This is a genomic window from uncultured Neglectibacter sp. (assembly GCA_937958185.1).
Classification (GTDB): domain Bacteria; phylum Bacillota; class Clostridia; order Oscillospirales; family Acutalibacteraceae; genus Acutalibacter.
Genome location: CALFFN010000006.1, coordinates 22,044 through 38,465, shown reverse-complemented (window position 1 = coordinate 38,465; position 16,422 = coordinate 22,044). Strand labels below are relative to the sequence as shown.

Annotated in this window: 13 protein-coding genes; 8 read left to right on the top strand and 5 right to left on the bottom strand. The window is 58.2% G+C overall.

The window, feature by feature from the left end; genetic code table 11:
* The first annotated feature begins 43 nt into the window (after positions 1-43).
* From AB8996_RS01765 to AB8996_RS01755, 3 genes are all read left to right on the top strand, one after another.
* The gene (locus AB8996_RS01765) at positions 44-997 is read left to right on the top strand and encodes a DNA-directed RNA polymerase subunit alpha (RefSeq protein WP_369297256.1); all 954 of its coding nucleotides are present in this window, start codon (positions 44-46) and stop codon (positions 995-997) included.
* A 30-nt stretch (positions 998-1,027) separates the two neighbouring features.
* Positions 1,028-1,369, top strand: coding sequence for a 50S ribosomal protein L17 (rplQ, locus tag AB8996_RS01760; protein ID WP_369297255.1), 342 nt, complete (start codon positions 1,028-1,030; stop codon positions 1,367-1,369).
* 81 nt (positions 1,370-1,450) lie between these two features.
* The gene (locus AB8996_RS01755; RefSeq protein WP_369297254.1) at positions 1,451-2,227 is read left to right on the top strand and encodes an MBL fold metallo-hydrolase; all 777 of its coding nucleotides are present in this window, start codon (positions 1,451-1,453) and stop codon (positions 2,225-2,227) included.
* A 9-nt stretch (positions 2,228-2,236) separates the two neighbouring features.
* Here the strand turns inward: AB8996_RS01755 and AB8996_RS01750 are convergent, their stop codons facing one another.
* From AB8996_RS01750 to AB8996_RS01740, 3 genes are all read right to left on the bottom strand, one after another.
* Positions 2,237-2,833 carry a TetR/AcrR family transcriptional regulator gene (locus AB8996_RS01750; protein ID WP_369297253.1) on the bottom strand — a complete coding sequence of 199 codons (597 nt, stop codon included), beginning with the start codon at positions 2,831-2,833 and terminating at the stop codon, positions 2,237-2,239.
* Positions 2,834-2,955: 122 nt separating this feature from the next.
* On the bottom strand, positions 2,956-3,312 hold the full coding sequence (locus tag AB8996_RS01745; protein ID WP_369297252.1) for a dihydropteridine reductase: 357 nt from the start codon (positions 3,310-3,312) through the stop codon (positions 2,956-2,958).
* A gap of 122 nt (positions 3,313-3,434) precedes the next feature.
* Positions 3,435-5,999, bottom strand: a complete 2,565-nt coding sequence (locus AB8996_RS01740; RefSeq protein ID WP_369297251.1) for an RCC1 domain-containing protein — start codon at positions 5,997-5,999, stop codon at positions 3,435-3,437.
* A 229-nt stretch (positions 6,000-6,228) separates the two neighbouring features.
* Between AB8996_RS01740 and AB8996_RS01735 the strand changes: the two genes are divergently transcribed.
* Both AB8996_RS01735 and AB8996_RS01730 read left to right on the top strand, forming a co-directional pair.
* Positions 6,229-7,749 (top strand): RCC1 domain-containing protein, encoded by a 1,521-nt coding sequence (locus AB8996_RS01735; protein WP_369297250.1) that lies wholly within the window; start codon positions 6,229-6,231, stop codon positions 7,747-7,749.
* Between the two features lie 109 nt (positions 7,750-7,858).
* A complete protein-coding gene (locus AB8996_RS01730) occupies positions 7,859-8,374 on the top strand; it encodes a ferritin family protein (RefSeq protein ID WP_369297249.1) in 516 nt (171 codons plus the stop codon).
* A 54-nt stretch (positions 8,375-8,428) separates the two neighbouring features.
* Here the strand turns inward: AB8996_RS01730 and AB8996_RS01725 are convergent, their stop codons facing one another.
* Both AB8996_RS01725 and eno read right to left on the bottom strand, forming a co-directional pair.
* Positions 8,429-9,250 carry a purine-nucleoside phosphorylase gene (locus AB8996_RS01725; protein ID WP_369297248.1) on the bottom strand — a complete coding sequence of 274 codons (822 nt, stop codon included), beginning with the start codon at positions 9,248-9,250 and terminating at the stop codon, positions 8,429-8,431.
* Between the two features lie 147 nt (positions 9,251-9,397).
* Entirely contained in the window at positions 9,398-10,624 is a 1,227-nt protein-coding gene (gene eno, locus AB8996_RS01720) for a phosphopyruvate hydratase (RefSeq protein ID WP_369297247.1), read from the bottom strand.
* A gap of 165 nt (positions 10,625-10,789) precedes the next feature.
* Here eno and AB8996_RS01715 point away from each other — a divergent pair, with 165 nt between their 5' ends.
* The 3 genes from AB8996_RS01715 to AB8996_RS01705 all read left to right on the top strand — a co-directional run bounded on the left by AB8996_RS01715 (position 10,790) and on the right by AB8996_RS01705 (position 16,419).
* Complete coding sequence (locus tag AB8996_RS01715; RefSeq protein ID WP_369297246.1) at positions 10,790-12,313, top strand: serine hydrolase domain-containing protein; 1,524 nt, start codon at positions 10,790-10,792, stop codon at positions 12,311-12,313.
* Positions 12,314-12,331: 18 nt separating this feature from the next.
* Complete coding sequence (locus AB8996_RS01710; protein ID WP_369297245.1) at positions 12,332-14,278, top strand: glycoside hydrolase family 127 protein; 1,947 nt, start codon at positions 12,332-12,334, stop codon at positions 14,276-14,278.
* Between the two features lie 350 nt (positions 14,279-14,628).
* Complete coding sequence (locus AB8996_RS01705; RefSeq protein ID WP_369297244.1) at positions 14,629-16,419, top strand: peptide ABC transporter substrate-binding protein; 1,791 nt, start codon at positions 14,629-14,631, stop codon at positions 16,417-16,419.
* Positions 16,420-16,422 lie beyond the last annotated feature (3 nt).

The window sequence follows — 16,422 nt, the reverse complement described above, 5'->3', positions numbered from 1 at the left end:
CAGGCAATTTGGCAAACTTTAGTGATGCAAGGGAGGTCCGTGGATGATTGAGATTGAAAGACCCAAAATTACGATAGAGGAAATTTCCGAAAACGGCACCTATGGCAGATTTGTGGTAGAGCCTCTGGAAAGAGGCTTCGGCACTACGCTTGGCAACAGCCTCCGCAGAGTGCTGCTCTCCAGCCTGCCGGGCGTGGCTGTCAAGTCCATTAAAATTGACGGCGTGCTGCACGAATTTTCCACCATCCCAGGCGTGAAGGAAGATGTCACTGAGATCGTCTTGAATATCAAGGGGCTTGTGGCAAAGCTCCACAGTGACGAGGCGAAAACAGTGGAGATTTCCGCGGAAGGACCCTGTGAGGTCACGGCAGCGGCGATCAAGACGGACAGCGAGGTAGAGATCCTGAATCCCGATCTGCACATCGCCACCCTGGGCGAAGGGGCAAAGCTCTATATGGAGCTGACCCTGGATAGGGGAAGGGGTTATATCTCGAATGAACGCAATAAGCAGAATATGCCGGAAGGCGTGATCGGCGAAATTGCGGTCGATTCTATTTACACACCTGTGCTGAAGGTGAACTTCAACGTCGAAAGCACCCGTGTAGGTCAGAGCATCGACTATGATAAGCTGACGCTGGATGTTTGGACCAACGGGGTAATCAACGCGCAGGAAGCCGTGTCCCTTGCGGCAAAGGTCCTCACCGACCACCTGAATCTGTTCGTGGATCTGTCCGATAAGGGCAAGAGCACGGAGATCATGGTGGAAAAGGACGAGGGCGGCAAGGAAAAGGCTCTGGAAATGACCATCGAGGAACTGGATTTGTCTGTCCGTTCGTTCAACTGCCTGAAACGGGCAGGGATCAATACGGTGGAGGACCTGATCAGCAAGTCCGAGGAGGACATGATGAAGGTCCGCAATCTGGGGCGCAAGTCGCTGGAAGAAGTCGTATGGAAGCTGGCTTCCCTGGGCTTCGGCCTGCGCAAGGACGACGAATAAACCTACTTTATACGGATAGGAGTGAATACCATGCCGGGAACCAGAAAGCTGGGAAGAGATACCGCCCATAGAACGGCCATGCTCCGTGGGCTGGTGACCTTCTTCCTTGAGAACGGCAAAATCGAAACCACCGTGACCCGTGCCAAAGAGGTGCGTTCACTGGCGGAAAAAATGATCACCATTGCCAAGGAGGACAATCTGCAGAACAAGCGTCTGGTGATGAGCTTCATTACCAAGGAGAGCGTCACGCACAAGCTGTTCAGTGAGATCGCCCCCAAGTATGCCGACCGCAACGGCGGCTACACCAGGATCACCAAGCTCGGACCTCGCCGCGGCGACGCAGCCGAGATGGCAATTTTGGAGCTGCTGTAAGGCAGAAAGATGCAAAACGAAAGCCCCCTGTGCAAGGGGGCTTTTTTGAAATCATAAAAAACTGCGGAAAGGACGAGAAAAATGAATGAAGTGACTGTAACAAAGCTTCGGGAGGGCATTTGGATTTTTACGGAAAACGCTCCCGGCACAGCCGTGGACGCCTATCTGGTCTGCGGCTCCCAGCGAGCCGTTATGATCGACGCCCTGCAGGACGCCGGCGGGGTCTACGAAAAGGTAAGAGAACTTACCGGGCTCCCCATCGACCTGCTCCTGACCCACGGGCATTATGACCATGTGGGAGCTGTCAGGGAATTTGCGGAAGCGGGGTGCACGGTCTACATGGAGCTGTCCGACCTCCCGGTGCTTACCAGCTTTGGTCCCAGCGCTCTGCCAGCGGAAATGTTTACCGCCCTCAGGGACGGTCAGGTATTTGACTTGGGCGGTCGGGTGCTGGAAACGATCTTAGTACCCGGGCATACGCCGGGCAGCGCGGTTTTCCTGGACCGGGAGGATCATATAGCCTTTTCGGGAGACAGCTTTGGTTCAGGTCCCATCTGGCTCCAGCTGCCCCACAGCCTGCCCTTGTCCCGGTTCCAGGAAAATCTGGAGCGGGCTCTTGCAGAGCTGGAAAAAATCCCCGACCTGCTCCTTCTGCCCGGTCACAGGAACCAGTCCCCCCAGGAGCTGCGGCTCGCCTATCTCCATGACCTGCTCTACACGGTCAGGGCGGTGCGAAACGGCAGCCTGAGCGGGGAGCGCGAGATGATGGCGATGGGGGAAGAGGTGTTCCCCTATTCCACCGTATCCCACGGCGCTATGCTGGAGCTGTCCTATTCCCCGGAGCATATCGAGGGGTAAAGGGTAGGCTTATCCGATCCTGCTGAGATGAGGAAGGACGCAGCTTTGTATGAGACGGACCATCTGTCCTATGGATTCGGCGCAGTCATTTTGCAGCCATTCATCTATCATGCCTGTCAACCCATGGATATAGAACGCCATTTTATATTGGCGCTCCTGAGGAAGTATCCGAAAGCGGTCTAAGATGGGGTCGAAAACCGCTTCAAACATTCGGGAATAGACGGTTTCCAGCCGCAAAGAGCCGGATTTTTGCAACGCCGTGCGAAACAGCTGGCGGTGGTCCCTCACATAATTCAGGTAAGGGACCAGATACTTTGGCGTGATAAAAACCAGCTTATCCAAAGCACTGTCCTGAATTTCCGGCAGAAGCTCAACGGCGGAAGCCTGAAAGTATTCCAAAAAGCGGTCGTTGATGTATTGGACGCTTTCCTCCAGCAGATCGCTGATGGTCTCATAGTGCAGGTAGAAGGTGGAACGGTTCACCCCCGCCGCTTCGCAGATTTCCTTGACGGTGATAAATTCAAAATCCTTTTTCGCCAGCAGTGTGAGAAACGCCTCGTCCATACGGGCGGCCGTGTTGAAGTATTTGCTTTCCGATTTGTTCATAGGGTCTCCTCGCTTTTTGAAGTACCGGGCGGGCAGCTTTTCCCCCGCAGGGAGCGCAGCAGCATAAAGGCGGCGGTGACGATGACGGAAAGGCAGGCGGCGGAGCACTGACCTTGCCTGTCTCATTTCCCTTCGCTGATCTCCTTTGCCAGCTGCATGATCTCAAAGGCGTATTTCTGCTTGCCCTTTTCCAGCAGCTTTTTGAAAATGGGGAAATTAACGCCTGTCCCGGCAAAGCCCAGAATGCCTATCACGATACCCAGCGTCACCATGGCAACGGAGCCGCCGCCGATGACCTTCATGGCAAGGCACATGCCCGTGCCGGCGACCAGCGCGGAAAGAATGCCGAAGGTGTAGGCGAAAACGGTGGCGGGAAGCTTTGCCTTTGCGTCCAGCTTCTTTAGGGCGACGACCTTGGAGGCGTCCTTGGGCGCGTATTCATTGGCGAGCTGTTCTGCGTAAATTTTGTCTGTGTTCATGAGAGGACCTCCTTTGGTTTTGTGCCCTTATTGTACCGAACACGCCATGCAAAGAGAACAACAAAAAACGGCAAAACTGTCGAATTAAAGAAATCCCGCTGTCAAAAGGCAGCGGGATTTCTTTATTGGTCGCTTTTCTTTTCTTCCTGCTTTTTTGCTTTGCGCTGTGTCCCTTTGGACTCCCGGAGCTTTTCCTGCTGCCGCTGCAGCAGCTGCACCTGTGCCACCGCGGTAGTGGCTGCCTTACGCAGGCGGTGCATACGGTTCAGGGAGAAAATGAGCACCAGCAGCAGAATGACGATGACCACCGCCGCCCCGGAAAGGATCCACACATAGAGGGGGACAGACTGGAAAAATTTTTCCGGCGTGACCTTCAGAGCGGTCTCGATAAATTCTGCTGACCTGCCGGTCAGCTTTACGCCGTCCAGGATTTTTACCGGCTTCGTCACCAGTACGGAATCCCCTTCCTCGTTGTCGTCCACATAGCCCAGCTGGGCGGAGGCGTTATAGCCAACGCCCCACAGCGAGCCATCGGATTTCTGGAACAGAGTGTGCATTCCGCCACCGCTGACCGCGACTACCTTGTCAGCCATCTGTCTGGGCTCCTGAGAAGACTGGGTGTCCGTGCCCAGCTGCCCGGAGGTGCCCAATCCCCATGCCCACAGGGTGCCGTCGTCCCGCACGGCAAGGGTATGGTACAGCCCTAAAGAAACGGCGTGAACGTTTTCCATGACCTGCACGGGCGAGTAAATGCTGCTGTTGCCCTGCTGCGCCACGGCGTCGGAGCTGTCGGAATCCACCTGAACGGTGGTTTGGTTATACTTGTCGGCTTCTTCCTCCGCGTTATCTTCAAAGTCACCGATCTGTCCGGCGGCGTTGCTGCCCCACAGGAACAGGCTATTGTCCCGCAACGCCGCGGAAAAGGTTTCCCCGGCGGCAATGTCTGTCACTTCTCCCGTAGAAAGCTGCAAGGGTATTTCCGTGCCGGTATCGGAGGAAAAGCCCAGCTGTCCGTAATCTGAATTACCCCAGACCCACAGGCTGTTGTCTGTCCGCAGAGCCATGGAATGGAACATTCCGGCGGCAATTTTCTGAACCTGCCCCATGATCTGCACCGGGGCGTTCCGGGAAACGGCGTCTCCCGTACCGAGCTGCCCGGCGGAGTTATCGCCCCAGACCCATAAGGTGCCGTCCGTTTTGACCGCCAGCACATGATAGGAGCCACTGACCACGTACGCCACGTCCTCCATCACCTTGGCGGGGTTGTAGCTGTCGGTGGTGGTGCCCAGCCCAAGCTGTCCGTAGGTGTTGTCGCCCCAGGACCACAGCACGTTGTCCCCGTCGATGGCATAGGAGGAGGCTTCCCCGGCGGCGACTGTCCGAATATTGGATAATATCTTGCCCGGTTCCGCCTGGTCGCTGGTAGCGCCGGTGCCGATCTCGCCATGCTTGTTGAAGCCCCATGCCCACAGATCGCCGTTTTCCAGAATTGCCAGATTATGGGCGGAGCCTGCCGCGAAGGTGGCTTCCATCTGGGAAAATTCCGGCTCGGTTTCCAGGTCTTCCGGTTCCTGCAGCCGTTCCCCGGTAAAGGCGAGGGGGGTAAAGCTGTCCATGCCCGTGCCGTTGCCGAACTGCCCGTAGTAGTTGCTGCCCCAAACGTAAATATCACCTGTTTCCGCCATGGCGTAGGTGTGGTCGCAATGGGAGGAAACAGCGGAAACGTGTTCCAGTATCTGCGTCAGCTCTGTAGAGTCGATCCCCGTGGTATCGCCCACCTGCCCGTGGAAATTGTTGCCGCAGGTGAACAGTCCGCCGTCGTTGGAAAGGGCAACGATATGGGTGTGTCCCGCCTGAACGTCGGCAATATTTTCCGCCACCTTTTTGGGCGCGCTCACAGCGGAGGTGTTCCCGGTGGCAAGCTGCCCCTCGGCATTGTCCCCCCATGTGTACAGCTCGCCGTTCTCGGTGATGGCGCAGGAGAAATTTTCACTGAGCGAGGCTTTTTTCACGTGTTCCATCAGCTTTACAGGCGCAGGTACCGAAGCGTCGCCGCCTTCGCCCAGCCCCAGTTGATTATTGTCGTTCGCGCCCCAGACCCATAAGGCGCCGTCCTCGGTGATGGCGGCGCTGTGAAAGCAGCCTGCGGCGGCAGATTTTACGCCCTCCATGACCTGCACCGGGGCAGTGTGGCCCTGGGTATCTCCCACGCCCAGCTGCCCGGTGGAATTATCCCCCCATGCCCACAGGGTGCCGTCTGTTTTCAGGGCGAAGGAATGGGTGTAATTGGTGAAGATATCCTTTACATCGGTCATGAGCCGGGTGGGCTCGGCGGCGCTGCCGCTGTCCTCCAGACCCAGCTGGTTCAGGTCGTTTGACCCCCAGACCCACAAAGTACCGTCGGTTTTCAGCGCCAGGGACATGCTTTCCCCGGCTTCCGCTTTCACCACGTCCTTCATGATCTGCACCGGGAGGAAACGGGCTTTTTCATCGCCTGTGCCCAATTGGCTGAACTGGTTCGTTCCCCATGCCCACAGGGTGCCGTCCTCCTTGACGCCCAGAGAATGGTACCACCCGGTGGAAATCTGTTTCCATGCGCCTTCTGCTTTTACAGAAGCGCCGGGAAATAAGGACAGTACCAGCAGTGCGGTCAGTAAAAACGAGCAGATACGGGTTTTGAGTTTCATGGAATATATCTTCCTTTCTGACGGGAGGGAGGCTCCCTCGCCGGAAAATAGCCTGAACGAAAAGCCCTGCGGCATTTGCAGTATTTCAAGTTTAGCTCATTTTATCTGCAAATTCAATGGATTTCAGCAAATCATCACAGAATTTTCACAGAATCCTGCTTGAAACCGCTCAGGAGATATTTTATAATAAATAAGTAAATCTGCGTATTTTTACCGGGAGGGAATGTATATGACCCCTATAAGAAAAAGGATCCTTTCGCTGTGCATGGCAGCTCTGCTGGGCGCGGCGATGCCGACCTCCGCGCTGGCGGCAGAGTCCGCAAAAATACAGGGCGCCCCGCTGGCGGCAGGCTTTCTCCATTCTGCCATTGTGCAGAAGGACGGCACCCTGACGGTCGCCGGCTCCAATACCTATGGGCAGCTTGGCGTTTCCCTGGATCGGGAAGAGGAAATGTCTTCCGCGGCGTCCGGCGCTGAGGAAGATACGGAAGCGGAAGCAGCCCCCGCCGCCGGCGGGAGCAGCCCGGAATTTGTGGACGTGATGGGCGATGTGCAGGCGGTATATGCCGGGTATTTGAGCACCTTCGCCATCACCTCCGACGGTCTCCTGTATGGCTGGGGCTGGAACGAGGGAGGTCAGCTGGGGCTGGGAGATAAGGAAAACCGCACGGAGCCTACGGAAATACTCAGTGATGTGGTGTTTGCCGCCCCGGGGCGTTTCCATACGGCGGCGGTGACAAAGGACGGTTCCCTGTGGCTCTGGGGCTGGAACAGCCGGGGGCAGCTGGGCAACGGCAGCACGGAAAGCATGGAGGCTCCCCGGGAAACGCTGGATAACGTGCGCAGCGTGGCGGTAGGCATGGAGCACACCATGGCGGTCAAGCAGGACAACACCCTCTGGGCGGTAGGCGGGAATGCTTACGGTCAGCTGGCAAACGGCAATTCAGATGACCTGCAGACCTTCCAGCAGGTCATGGAAGACGTACAGGACGTGCAGTGCACCACCTTCGGCACGGTGATCCTGAAAACAGACGGCACGGTTTGGACCTGCGGCTTCAACGCCAACGGCGAGCTGGGCAACGGCGGGTATCAGAATATTGCCGAACCGGCGGAGATTTTATCCGGGATCAAAAAAATCGCCTGCGGGGAAGATTTTTCCGCGGCGATCGCCGATGACGGAACGCTGTATGCGTGGGGCGGAAATTCCTATGGACAGTACGGCGCCGAGCCGGCGGCTTCCCCTCTGGCAGTGGCGGAGGGTGTTGCGGACGTCAGCCTGGGCGGCGGGCATATGCTGTACCTGACGGAGGAGGGAACGGTCTATGCCCAGGGAAATAACGAGCAGGGACAGCTGGGAGACGGCTCTACCAACAACAGCAGCGCCCCTGTTGCTGTGGCGGAAAATGTGGAAGCCGCGCCGAAGGGGGCTTCCAAGGTACCGACAGCCGTGCTGGTAACTGTGCTGGTGGCCGCGGTGCTGGCAGTGTTTGCCTGGCTCATCGTCCGCACACTGAAGGGCAAGCCCCATCAGAAAAAGCAGCCGAAGCCCCAGCCAGAGCAAAAGGAGCCGGAGGAACCGAAATTTTCCGACCGGGAGCTGATCCGCATGACGAAGGACATGGCGAAGGAACAGAAAGCGGCAGCCACCCAGGAAACGAAAGCGCCCCTAGCGCCGGTCATGCCGCAAAAAAAGAAGCCTGTCATTGATGTGGAGGCGTTGGAGGACGCTATTACGAAAGAAGACGAGTGATCCAAAAGGGAAAGCAAGGGACGGCAGCGTGTTTGCTGCCGTCCTTTTTCATATTTTAGTTTTTGGGGGAATAGATATTGCAGGAAAACAGGGAAAAGGAGGAAGCTTGATGGAATTAAAATTGCCGGTTGCAGACCCGTCGCCCTATCCGCCCGTTAAGGTGCAGGGAAAAAGCCCCGTCTGCGCCAGAGCCATGCTGCAGAATCTGGGTGGCAGCTCGTCGGAAATGAGTACGGTTGCCCAGTATTTTTACAATTGCACCGTGCTGTCGTCCACCTATCCGAAAGCGGCGGAGTATTTCCACAGCATTGCCATTGTGGAAATGCACCACCTTTCCGTATTTGCCCAGCTTGCCTTCCAGTTGGGCGCCGATCCCCGGCTGTGGAGCTACCGGGACGGGCGGACGTCCTATTGGAGCCCGGGGGTCCTGACCTATTCCCATGACCCTGCCCTGCTGCTGAATCAGGCGGCTGTGCGGGAAAACCGCACGGTGACGGAATACCGCCGCCTGGCTGAGACCTTGCCCGACCGCGACATCTGCGCGGTTTTGAACCGATTGATCCTGGACGAGGAGCAGCACGTCAGTGTTTTTCGCCGCTTATTGCAGGAGCTGCCCAAATCGTAATCAGACAAAAATAGAATCCCGGCTTTGCCGGGATTCTATTTTTGTTCGGAAATTTTACAGAAGCTCTAACAGGCGGTACAGCAGCCGCTGGAACTGCGCGCCCACCCGGTCCGCCGTTTCCTGCACTTCTTCATGGGACAGGGCAGTCTGGCTGAGCCCGGCGGCAAGGTTGGTAATGCAGCTGATCCCGCAGACCTCCATGCCCATGTGCCGGGCGCAGATGGCTTCACAGGCGGTGCTCATGCCCACGGCGTCTGCGCCCAGCGCCTTGTACAGCCGCACTTCTGCCGGGGTCTCGTAATTGGGACCTGTGGTCTGCAAATACACGCCGCTTTTCAGCGGGACGCCTGTGTCCATGGCGGCGCATTGCGCCTTTTCCCGGAGGGCGGGGCTGTACACCGCCGACATATCCGGGAACCTTGCTCCCAGCTTCGGCTCGTTTTCTCCCAGCAGGGGGGAGGGGACAAAGGACGCGATATGGTCGGTGAGCAGCATGAAGTCCCCAGGGGAAAAGCCGTTGCCGATGCCCCCGGCGGCGTTGGTCAAAAGGAGCGTCCCCGCTCCCAGGGCGCGGAGCACCCGAATGGGCAGCACCACGTCCTCCATGGAATAGCCCTCGTAGAAATGCACCCGCCCCTGCATGACGGCAACGGCTTTCCCGGCGATCGTTCCAAACACGAATCTTCCCGCGTGCCCCTCCGCTGTGGAGACGGGAAAGCCGGGGATATCCCTGTATTCCACGGCGACCGGGCTTTCCACCCGGCGGGCGAAGTCCCCCAGCCCAGAGCCCAGCACCAGGGCGGTCTCCGGTGGCGTTTCCACCTTTTCCCGCAAAAATGCGGCACAGCGTTCTACTTTTTCCCATACAGCGCCCATACGTTCCTCCCAGAAAGCCTTTTTTGAAGCATATACCGATGGGCAAAAAATATTCCAACTATTTTTCCGGGGAGAATGCAGCCCTTTCGCCCCGGCGGGGAAACATTTTTTGCTTTTCTTCTATTTTAGGGAGAAGCAGGGGGGCTGTCAAGCTTCTTCGATGCGAAGCAGGCGGTTGTATTTTGCCACGCGCTCCGTGCGGCAGGGGGCGCCGGTTTTGATCTGCCCGGCGTTGACCGCCACCGCAAGGTCGGCAATGAAGGTGTCCTCCGTTTCGCCGGAGCGGTGGGAAATGATGGTTTTGTAGCCGTTCCGCTTGGCAAGGTCGATGGCGTCCAGGGTTTCGCTGAGGGTGCCGATCTGGTTGGGCTTGATGAGAATGGCGTTGGCGGCGCCCTCGTCTATGCCCTGCTGCAAGCGCTCGATATTGGTGACGAACAGGTCGTCCCCCACCAGCTGAACCCGGCTGCCCATGCGGGCGGTCAGCTCCGCCCAGCCGTCAAAATCCTCCTCGCCCAGCGGGTCCTCAATGGAGAAAATGGGGTACTTGTTTGCCAGGTCCTCCCAATAGGCAATGAGGGCTTCCGTTTCATATTCCACGCCGCGCTTGGGCAGGCGGTAGCGGTTGTCGGTGACCCACTCGCTTCCGGCGGCGTCCAGCGCCAGCTTGACCTTCCCGGAGTAGCCCGCTTTTTCCACGGCGTTCAAAATTTCCTCGATAGCGTCCTCATCGGAGGAAAGATTGGGCGCGAAGCCGCCCTCGTCCCCCACGGCGGTGGAAAGCCCCTTCTTCTTCAGATCCGCCCCCAGGGTATGGTAGATTTCCGCGCACCAGCGAAGCCCCTCCCGGAAGCTTTCCGCCGCCAGGGGCATGATCATAAATTCCTGAATGTCGATGTTGTTCCCCGCGTGGGCGCCGCCGTTCAGAATATTCATCATGGGTACGGGCAGCTGATAGGCGGCGGCGCCGCCCAGATAGCGGTACAGGGGCATTCGATAATGGGCGGCAATGGCGCGGGCGCAGGCGAGGGAGACCGCTAAAGTGGCGTTTGCCCCCAAATGCGCCTTGTTGGGGGTGCCGTCCAGCTTTCGCAGCACGCCGTCGATTTCCCGCACGGTCAGGCTGTGCACCTTTTCCAGCGCCGGGGCGATGATCTCATTGATGTTTTTCACCGCCTTCAGGGTGCCCTTGCCGCCGTAGCGCCGGTCGTCGCCGTCCCGCAGCTCCACCGCTTCAAATTTCCCGGTGGACGCGCCGGAGGGGGAAGCCGCCGTGCCCATGGCGCCGTCGGAAAGCTGCACCGTAGCGCTGACGGTAGGGTTGCCCCGGGAGTCCAGGATTTCGCAGCCTGTGACCTTTTGAATGGATACCATACTTTTTCCTGCCTTTCCAAATTTTGAGTGTTCACCCCCAGTATGCCCCGAAAGCCAGGTTTTACTCATTTTTCTGTAGATTTTAGGAAGCGAGTGTGGTAGACTGAAGCTACAGCGGCTGACGCTGCATGATTGTTGATTTTATGGCAAAAGGGGTTGTTTTCTGTGAATTTGGAACGGGTCTCGCCGGAGAGCGTGGGAATTTCTTCCCGGGCAATTACGGATATGCTGGACGAGCTGTACCGTCGCGGCATTGAAATGCACGGGTTCATGCTGCTGCGCCACGGGAAAGTCTGCGCGGAGGGAAGCTGGAGCCCTTACCGCCCGGAGGTACAGCACAGCATGTTTTCCTTCAGCAAAAGCCTGACCTCCACCGCCATCGGCTTTGCCCGGCAGGAGGGGCTGCTTTCCCTGGACGAAAAGCTGGTGGACATTTTCCCGGAGAAGCTCCCGGAAGCCCCCGGCGAGAATTTGAAAAAAGCGGAGATACGCCACCTGCTGATGATGGGCTGCGGACATGAGACGGAGATCCAGTGGGACAGCGAAGACTGGATCTCCACCTTCCTGCACCACCCTTTCGTGTACGAGCCGGGCACCCATTTCATGTACAACACCGCGGGAACGAATCTGCTTTCCGCTATTTTGACCAGGAAAACCGGGCAGACGCTGACCCAGTTCCTCCGCCCCCGGCTTTTTGAGCCGCTGGGCATGACGGACATTCCCTGCCACGCTTTGCAGGACGGCACGGAAATGGGAGGCGCCGGCTGCTCCATGACCATCGAGGACATGGCGCGGTTCGTGCAGTTCATCGCGAACCGCGGCAAGTGGGAAGGCAGGCAGCTGTTGGAGGAAAGCTGGTTCGAGGAAGCCACCCGGAAGCAGATTGAAAACGCCGGAGCGGGCTGGGACGGCGACCCGGACTGGCAGGTGGGCTACTGCTACCAGTTCTGGCGGTGCGTGCCGGAGGGCGTGTTCCGCGGGGACGGCGCTTTTGGGCAATACGGCGTGGTATTTACAAAGCAGGACGCCGTGCTGGTGATCCAGTCCGCCTCCATGCAGCTGCAGGCCGTGCTGACCGCCGTATGGAACAACCTGCTGCCCGCCATGCAGGACGCCCCGCTGCCGGAGGACCACCGGGCGTACCATGTGCTGCAGAACCGCTTGAAGCATTTGGAGCTGAACCCCATGCTCAGCGTGCGGAACCCCTGGGCGGAGCACTCCATGGACGGGACGGAGTATGTCCCCGACAAACCCACCCCCGCCATGACGGATCTGATCGGCGGCGCGGGGAAATTCGAGCCGGACGGCGGCAGGCTGCTGTCCCTGGGCTTCCGTTTCCAGGGAGACGACACGGCGCTGCTGTGCAGGCAGGACAACGGCGAGTACGAGCTGAAACTGGGCATGACCGGGCATTTTGAGCTTTCCGTGGTAAACGGCGTCCCCTATGGCGCAAACGGCTGCTGGAAAGCCGGGAACCAGCTGGAGGTAGAGTTCCGCAACACCCGGAAGGTCACGGGAAAGCGGATCACCTTCACCGTGACCGAGGGGAAGCTGACCGTAAATGCCCTTTCCACCCTGCCGGAGGGCGGTTTGAACGACGACCCCACCCCGGAGCTGACCTTTACGCTGTCGGACGGGAAGGTGGATACCAAGGCGAAAATGTACTGGGAAACGCAAGAGGAAAAATAGAAAATTCAGGAGGACGGTATGAACGGGAAAAAATTTGCAGCCCCGGTAAATGGGGCAGGCTACCATGTGACGGACCGCTTTTATGCCAGGCTGCGGGAGCTGGTGCGGGACAAGGTGATCCCCTATCAGTGGGAAGCGCTGAACGACCGGGTAAAAGACGCCGAGCCCAGCGGATGTATCCACAACATGAAAGCGGCGGCGGAGAAAAACGGGGAAAAGCACTACGGCTGTGTGTTCCAGGACAGCGACCTTTACAAGTGGATGGAGGCAGCCGCTTTTACCCTGATGTGGACGAAGGACGAAAAGCTGGAACAGGAGATGGAGGACACGGTCTCCCTTTTGGCGGCCGCCCAGCAGCCCGACGGCTATCTGGACACCTATTATATTCTGGGGGATATGGACCGCCGGTGGACGAACCTGAAGGACCACCACGAGCTGTACTGCGCGGGGCACATGATAGAAGCGGCAGTCGCCCATTTCCGCGCAACAGGCAGAACGACCTTTTTGGACGTGGCGGAAAAGCTTGCCGCCCATATCGGTTCCGTGTTGGGACCTGAGGAGGGAAAGCTCCACGGCTATCCCGGGCATGAGGAGATCGAGCTGGCGCTCTGCAAGCTGTACGAGGTCACGGGAAAGGAGCAGTATTTGCAGCTTGCCCGGTATTTCCTCTCGGAGCGCGGCAAACAGCCCCTGTACTTCGAGGAAGAGACCAAACGGGAGGGCAACGGCTTCTATTGGAAGGACAGCCTGATGAAATATGCCTACTATCAGGCACACAAGCCCCTGCTGGAGCAGGACGAGCCAATCGGGCACGCCGTGCGGGCAAATTATCTTTACGCCGGGGCGGCGGCAGCGGCGCGGTGCGCCGGGGACGAGGAGCTGTACGGGCATTTGCGCCACATCTGGCGGGAGATGACGGAAAAGCAGATGTACATTACCGGGCAGGTGGGTTCCAGCGAATACGGCGAAGCGTTCACCTTCCCCTACGACCTGCCCAACGACACCGCCTACGCGGAAACCTGCGCGGGGCTGGCGCTGGCGTTTTTTGCCAATCAGATGCTGAAGATCGAGCGCCGGGGCGAATATGCCGACGTAATGGAACGGGTGCTGTATAACGGCGCCATCAGCGGTATGGACCTGACCGGCACGGCGTTTTTCTACGTGAACCCGCTGGAGGTCCTGCCGGAAGCGTGCCGCCGGGACCAGCGGAAGGTCCATGTGCAGCCGGTGCGGCAGAAATGGTTCGGCTGCGCCTGCTGCCCGCCCAATCTTGCCCGGACGCTGGCGTCCATTACCGATTATGCCGTGAACCATACGGATTCCGAGCTGTTCCAGCACCTGTACCTTGCCGGGGAGTACGATTGCAGCCTGAACGGCGTCGATGTACATATCGCGCTGAACGGCAGCTACCCCTGGGACGGGGAGCTTTCCATCGCCCTTTCCCCGGAGCGCCCGGCGGAGTTCACCTATGCCCTGCGCATTCCCGGCTGGTGCGAGGGGGCGTACCATATCAAAGTGAACGGGGAAGCGGTGAGCGTCCAGCCGGAAAACGGCTATGCCCGCCTGACCCGGGTGTGGCAGCCCGGGGACGTGGTGGAGCTTTCCCTGCCCATGGAGGCAAAGCGGGTCTGGGCGAACCAGAACGTCCGGGAGGACGCGGGCAGGGTCGCCGTCCAGCGGGGTCCCATGGTGTTCTGTCTGGAGGAGGCGGACAACGGCAAAGACCTGCACCGCATTCTGCTGCCTAGGGACAGCAAATTCACCGAGGAGTTCCGTCCCGAGCTGCTGGGCGGTGTGATGACCCTGCGCTGCACGGCGAAGGTGGAAACGGGGGAAACTTCCGCCCTCTACACCTCCCGCCCGCCGGAGACCGCGGAGGAAAAGGAGCTGCTGTGGGTCCCCTACTATGCCTGGGCGAACCGGGGCGAAGGGGAAATGACCGTCTGGGTGAGGGACGGCAGGTAGGCGCTGGCAAATTGTGCAAAAGCCCGGTCGATTTCCGAAAGGTTACAAAATTGCAACCTCCAAAGGGGCTTTGTGCAAGCGTGAATCCTCCGAACCACGTCGCTTTTTTGGTAAAAGTGCTAAAAACTGCGCCGGAAAGCCCCTGACATTTTTCTTGACTTTTGCGGGTTTTTGCAATATAATTTAGCAAAAGCAAGAGATGGCGCTTAAAATTGCAGGATATCCGCATACGGCAACGCGGTATCCTCACGCGTTTTCTCTTGCAAAAGCTTTTTGGTACGGCGGTTAGGTGCCGCTGTTTTCAGGAAGCGTAGAAAAAGGCTCTAAATTGTAAAAGGAGATGCAGAAACATGAAGATCAAACGTATTTTGTCTCTGGCGCTTGTTGCTGCTCTGGTGCTCGCACTGGCTATGTCCGGCTGCGGCAACGCAGATAACAACAGCAGCACTGCGTCCACGGCAGGAAACGAAAGCTCTACCGCTCCCGTTTCCTCCGCACCTGCCAGCAGCGATACTGGCAATGCTGATGGCGAGGTTCTGGCAGCCGACCAGATCATCACCTATCAGCAGCCCGAAGTCCGTACCTGGGACACCACCCAGTGCGGCGACACCGGTTCCGGCACCATGCTGGCACACACCACCGAGGGTCTGTTCCGTTATAAGTATGACGACGCAGGCGCCGCTGTGATGGAGCCTGCCGGCTGCACCGAGTATGAGATCTCCGACGATGGTCTGACCTACACCTTCCATCTGCGCGAGAACAAGTGGAGCGACGGCGAGCCCGTTACCGCTGACGACTACGTATACGCTGTCAAGCGTCTGCTGGAGCCTGACCTGGCTGCTGCTTATGCCTTCTTTGCCACCGGCATCGTTGGCGCTGCGGACTACAATGCAGGCACCACCACTGATTTCTCCACTGTCGGCGTAAAGGCTGTGGACGACATGACTGTCGAATACACCCTGGCTGAAGTGGACGCTACCTTCCTGGAGAAGGTTGGCACCACCGTGTTCTTCCCCCTGCGCGAGGACATCGCTGAGCAGTATGGCGACGCCTACGGCGCAAACGCTGACGAGATCCTGAGCTGCGGTCCCTACATTGTGACCGAGTGGACCGATAAGGACACCGGCGTGATGGTGAAGAACGACCAGTATTGGGATGCTGAAAATGTTATCATCACCGAAGTTGACCTCCAGTACGTGGAGGAAGCCGCTACCCGCGACAAGCTGTTCAAGCAGGGCGACCTGGCTCAGATCGGCGGTTCTACCGACTATCTGGAGGAGTACCGCACCATGGCGAAAAACGGCGAGTGCCAGGAAGTCCATCGCGATGCTGACGGCGGCACCTTCTACCTGAACTTCAAGATGGAAGGCAGCGCCAGCGGCCTGATGGGCAACGCGAAGATCCGTACCGCTGTGGGCTATGCTGTGGATAACACCGCTTACTGCGAGACCATCATGAAGCGTCTGACTCCCGCTGATTCTTTCGTACCCCCGAACACCATGCTGGGTGACAAGACCTACCGCGAGCAGGTCGGCATTGATCCCTGGGCTGAGGGTCGCGCAAAGTACAGGAACAATCCTGAAGAGCTGCAGAAGCTGTTCAAGGAAGGTCTGGAAGAGCTGGGCAAGCCCACCGACGACCTGTCCCAGTACACCATCAAGTACCTGACCTACGGCGAGAGCTCCACTTCCCGCCAGGCTCAGGAGCTGTTCCAGCAGAACATCGAGCAGAACCTGGGCGTCAAGTGCGAGATTCAGGTCTGCGCCGACTGGGCTTCCTACGGCAAGGCTGTTGATGAAGGCGGCGAAGCTTGGGACCTGTCCATGAACGGCTGGTCTCCCGACTATCCCGATCCTATGACCTACATGGATATGTGGATCTCCACCGGCACCTCCAACCTGTCCGGTTACAAGAATCCCGAGTACGACGCTCTGATTGACAAGGCTCTGAAGACAGTTCAGCCTGCCGACCGTGTTGAGATCTATAAGGAAGCAGAGCAGATGCTGGCTGACGACATGGTTATCATGCCCTTCTACTTCAGCGACGTCAACGCCTTCATTCTGAACAACGTGAAGGGTATTCAGATCGGCTCTCTGGGCTTCTCCTGGAGTGTCATCGACGCATACGTGATCGAGGAGTAATTT

Coding starts and splice junctions, on each gene's coding strand:
- rplQ (WP_369297255.1), top strand. CDS start 1,028: ATGCCGGGAACCAGAAAGCTGGGAAGAGATACCGCCCATAGAACGGCC.
- AB8996_RS01755 (WP_369297254.1), top strand. CDS start 1,451: ATGAATGAAGTGACTGTAACAAAGCTTCGGGAGGGCATTTGGATTTTT.
- AB8996_RS01740 (WP_369297251.1), bottom strand. CDS start 5,999: ATGAAACTCAAAACCCGTATCTGCTCGTTTTTACTGACCGCACTGCTG.
- AB8996_RS01745 (WP_369297252.1), bottom strand. CDS start 3,312: ATGAACACAGACAAAATTTACGCAGAACAGCTCGCCAATGAATACGCG.
- AB8996_RS01750 (WP_369297253.1), bottom strand. CDS start 2,833: ATGAACAAATCGGAAAGCAAATACTTCAACACGGCCGCCCGTATGGAC.
- AB8996_RS01735 (WP_369297250.1), top strand. CDS start 6,229: ATGACCCCTATAAGAAAAAGGATCCTTTCGCTGTGCATGGCAGCTCTG.
- AB8996_RS01710 (WP_369297245.1), top strand. CDS start 12,332: ATGAACGGGAAAAAATTTGCAGCCCCGGTAAATGGGGCAGGCTACCAT.
- AB8996_RS01730 (WP_369297249.1), top strand. CDS start 7,859: ATGGAATTAAAATTGCCGGTTGCAGACCCGTCGCCCTATCCGCCCGTT.
- AB8996_RS01725 (WP_369297248.1), bottom strand. CDS start 9,250: ATGGGCGCTGTATGGGAAAAAGTAGAACGCTGTGCCGCATTTTTGCGG.
- eno (WP_369297247.1), bottom strand. CDS start 10,624: ATGGTATCCATTCAAAAGGTCACAGGCTGCGAAATCCTGGACTCCCGG.
- AB8996_RS01705 (WP_369297244.1), top strand. CDS start 14,629: ATGAAGATCAAACGTATTTTGTCTCTGGCGCTTGTTGCTGCTCTGGTG.
- AB8996_RS01765 (WP_369297256.1), top strand. CDS start 44: ATGATTGAGATTGAAAGACCCAAAATTACGATAGAGGAAATTTCCGAA.